We start from the raw sequence: 3,425 nt of genomic DNA on the forward strand, positions 1-3,425 counted from the left end.
GGTGAGAGGTGCCGCGTCGAAGCTGGTCACGCCGTCGGGCACCGGGACGACGTACTTCGCGTCCGCGACGGCGTACTCCGCGAAGGACCCGTCGAACGAGTAGCCGGTGTTGCGCTGTTCCTCGCACAGCGTCTCCCAGCCGCTGACGCAGTGGTCGCAGTGACCGCAGGCGTGGCCCAGCCACGGCAGGGCGACCCGGTCCCCGAGGGCGCGTTCGACGACGCCGTCGCCGAGCGCCTCGATGACGCCGACGCCCTCGTGACCCGGCACGAACGGCGGTGTGGGCTTGACTGGCCAGTCGCCGTGCGCGGCATGGATGTCGGTGTGGCACAGGCCGCTGGCCTCGATCCGGACGAGTACCTCGCCGGCGCCGGGTGTGGGGACCTCGTGCTCCTCCAGGGTGAGAGGGGCGGTGAACTGGTGGACGACTGCGGCTTTCATGGGTTTCCTTCGGGACGTGGTGTGGACGTTGTCGGGCCGGAGGCGGTCATCGCACGACGGGCGTGCTGCACCCCCGGCATCGCCGGGCTGGGCGGGCCCCCTGACCTGCTCAGCCCGACGACACCGGGGCCTGCAGCCTGCGACCCGTCACCGAGCGCACCTCGATCCGCAGCCCGAGCACCCGAGGACCGGTGACCCAGGGTGCCGGGCCGTCGCCGACGCGTTCCTGGCGTTGGCAGCGTCCGCGGAGCAGGACGCTCCACCCGCTGTGGTTCTCCTCGTCGATCTGGTCCACCTCGAAGGCGACCTCCCGGTCTGCGCACTCGCGTGCGAGCTGGGAGTAGGCGGTGGTGCGGAGGACGATCACGCCGTCCTCCGCCGCAAAGTTCACAGGCAGGACGGTCATGCCGTCGCTGCCTGCCCACGCGACCCGGCCGACGGGACGGCTGCGCACCAGTTGCCAGCACTCCTCATCACTGAGGACGACCAGCCTTCCGGGGTGTCGGTCAGACATCTGCACGGGAACCACCTCCTTCGGGGACGTCTCGATCCTCGTCGCCGCCGTGGTCGCTGCACAGGTCCGCGGGTCCCTGAGGTTCGGGTCTTTCGACCCCTTGCGCCACGCATCGCTGCTAGCGTGAAAATCGAGTGTCGGACGGGAGAGGGGCGCCATGGGCGAGGTCGGCGAAGGTCGCGACGAGCCGACGAGGGGTGATCTCGACGGCGTCGAGTTCGAGGACCTGGTCCGGGCGGTCCTCGACCGCATGCACGGTGCTCTCGACCAGCAGGCGCGACTCCAGCTGCTCCTCGACGCGGTGGTCACGATCTCGGCCGACCTCAGCCTCGACGGCGTGCTGTCGCGGATCGTGGCGATCGCCAGCCGGCTCGTCGACGCCGAGTACGCCGCGCTCGGCGTGCTGAGCGCGGGCCGGCGACGGCGCCTGCGCACCTTCATCCACCACGGCATCTCCGACGACCTGGCGTCCGAGATCGGTGAGCTGCCGACGGGGCACGGCCTGCTCGGCCTGATCATCGACCGACCCGCGCCGCTGCGCCTGCACGACATCGCCGAGCACCCGTCGTCGTACGGCTTCCCGGAGAACCACCCGCCGATGAGCTCCTTCCTCGGCGTCCCCGTGCGAATCCGGGAGCGGGTGTTCGGAAACCTCTACCTGACCGAGAAGGTCGGCGGCGGCGACTTCACCGCCGAGGACGAGGAAGTGGTCGTCGCGCTCGCTGCCGCAGCCGGCGTCGCCATCGAGAACGCCCGCCTCTACGAGGAGACGACCACACGGGAGACGTGGGCCCGTGCGACGGCTGCGATCGCCGCGGTCGTCTCGGACCCGGTGTCGGTGGACGACGCGTATGCGGCCGTCGTGGACCAGGCACGCGAGGTCGGGAGCGCGAACGCCGCGTGGATCATGGTCGACGGCCCTGAGCGCGACCAGCAGGTTGTCGCGATTGCCGGGGTCGCGCTGACGGGCGAGGCACTCGCTTCCCTGGCAGCAGTGGACGTCGCCGCGCAGGGTGCCCTGGAGAAGGGCGAGTGCTGCGCCATCGAGGACATCACCGAGGCCGGTGGTGCCGCGGGCATCCCCGGCCTGCCGGAGATCGGTCCGCTCCTCGCCGTGCCGTTCTCCCCGTCGGCCACCGTCCGCGGCACGTTGTCACTGGCCTGGTCGACCCAGAACGAGGACCGCTACTACGCGCTCGACACCCAGCTGGTGGCGTCGTACGCCGAGCAGGCGGCCCTGACCATGCAGCTGGCCGAGGCGCGGGACGAGCAGCGTCGGCTCGCGGTCTTCGAGGACCGCGACCGGATCGGGCGCGACCTCCACGACCTGGTCATCCAGCGACTGTTCGCCGTCGGCCTGGGGCTCCAGGGTGCCGCCCGTCTCGTCGAACGCCCGGAGGTCGCCGCCCGTCTCGAGCAGGCGGTCGACGATCTCGATGCCACCATCAAGGACATTCGCCGGGCGATCTTCGGCCTGAGCTCGCTCGACACGGCAGGCGACGTCCAGGCGGAGGTCACCCGGCTCGTCGAGCGCGCGTCGTCGACCCTGAAGTTCAAGCCGTCGCTGCGGTTCGAGGGACCGGTCCGCACCTTGGTGCCCCTGGAGCTGGCGCCTGATCTGCTGGCCGTCCTGGCCGAGTGCCTGTCCAACGCCAGTCGTCACGCCGAGGCGACGGCGATCTCGATCATCGTCGCGGCCGGCGACCACGTCGTGCTCACGGTCCAGGACAACGGCAAGGGCATGGAGTCGACGGGCGCCGAGAGCGGGATCGCCAACATCCGCATCCGGGCTGAGCAGCGTGGCGGAACGCTGGCTGTCGATTCCGGAGCCGGGCGGGGTACGACGCTGACCTGGTCGGTGCCGCGGCGCTGATCACCTGACGGGGGTCGAGGACCTTCGGCCCTGCCGCAGTCGCGTCCGGGCGTGGAGGATCGGGACATGTCGACGATCACTGAGCTCACCGCGTCGGAGTGCGAGGAACTGCTGCGCGCCGGCGTCTTCGGCCGGCTGGTCCTGCGCGACGGCCCGCGCGGTGCCGAGATCCTGCCCGTCAACTACGTCACCGTCGGGGACGCCATCCTGGTCCGGACGGCGACCGGCTCCTTGATCGATCAGTACGGCAACGGCGCGACGCTGCTGTTCGAGGTCGACCAGGTCGACTACGAGCGTTGGCACGGCTGGTCCGTCGTGGCTCGCGGCCAGGGCGAGCTGTTGTCCGACGACGAGCGCTCCGAAAGCGAGCGCCACACGCCGGGTCCGCCGCGCTGGGTGCGCCGCGACGACGCCAGGTGGCTCCGGCTTCGCTGGGACGAGCTGTCCGGGCGCAGGATCGGCGCGGCTCAGGACCGGGTGGCCGGGATGCCGGTGCGCCGGACCTGGTGAGGCCGACCGGTTCCGGACGACACGCCCTCCCTAGGTGGGCGGCCGGTTGAGCAGCGAGTCCTTGCGCGACACCATGTCGAACCGTTC

General features: G+C 71.0%; 4 protein-coding genes. 2 read left to right on the forward strand and 2 right to left on the reverse strand.

Features of this window, described 5'->3' with window-relative positions:
- The coding region (locus ACOADB_RS17615) for an alcohol dehydrogenase catalytic domain-containing protein (RefSeq protein WP_378601278.1) at positions 1 to 441 on the reverse strand (441 nt) is incomplete at its 3' end.
- Between the two features lie 109 nt (positions 442 to 550).
- On the reverse strand, positions 551 to 955 hold the full coding sequence (locus ACOADB_RS17620; protein ID WP_378601281.1) for a pyridoxamine 5'-phosphate oxidase family protein: 405 nt from the start codon (positions 953 to 955) through the stop codon (positions 551 to 553).
- 157 nt (positions 956 to 1,112) lie between these two features.
- On the opposite strand from ACOADB_RS17620, the gene ACOADB_RS17625 reads away from it, so the two are divergent.
- Both ACOADB_RS17625 and ACOADB_RS17630 read left to right on the forward strand, forming a co-directional pair.
- Complete coding sequence (locus tag ACOADB_RS17625) at positions 1,113 to 2,828, forward strand: GAF domain-containing protein (protein WP_378601284.1); 1,716 nt, start codon at positions 1,113 to 1,115, stop codon at positions 2,826 to 2,828.
- 66 nt (positions 2,829 to 2,894) lie between these two features.
- The gene (locus tag ACOADB_RS17630; protein ID WP_378601287.1) at positions 2,895 to 3,338 is read left to right on the forward strand and encodes a pyridoxamine 5'-phosphate oxidase family protein; all 444 of its coding nucleotides are present in this window, start codon (positions 2,895 to 2,897) and stop codon (positions 3,336 to 3,338) included.
- Positions 3,339 to 3,425 lie beyond the last annotated feature (87 nt).

Origin of the sequence: Nocardioides sp. CPCC 206348 (assembly GCF_048654705.1) — a bacterium.
GTDB lineage: Bacteria > Actinomycetota > Actinomycetes > Propionibacteriales > Nocardioidaceae > Nocardioides.

What these genes read in the sequence shown, in the direction of transcription:
- ACOADB_RS17625 (WP_378601284.1), top strand. Translation starts at nt 1,113, where the DNA reads ATGGGCGAGGTCGGCGAAGGTCGCGACGAGCCGACGAGGGGTGATCTC.
- ACOADB_RS17620 (WP_378601281.1), bottom strand. Translation starts at nt 955, where the DNA reads ATGTCTGACCGACACCCCGGAAGGCTGGTCGTCCTCAGTGATGAGGAG.
- ACOADB_RS17630 (WP_378601287.1), top strand. Translation starts at nt 2,895, where the DNA reads ATGTCGACGATCACTGAGCTCACCGCGTCGGAGTGCGAGGAACTGCTG.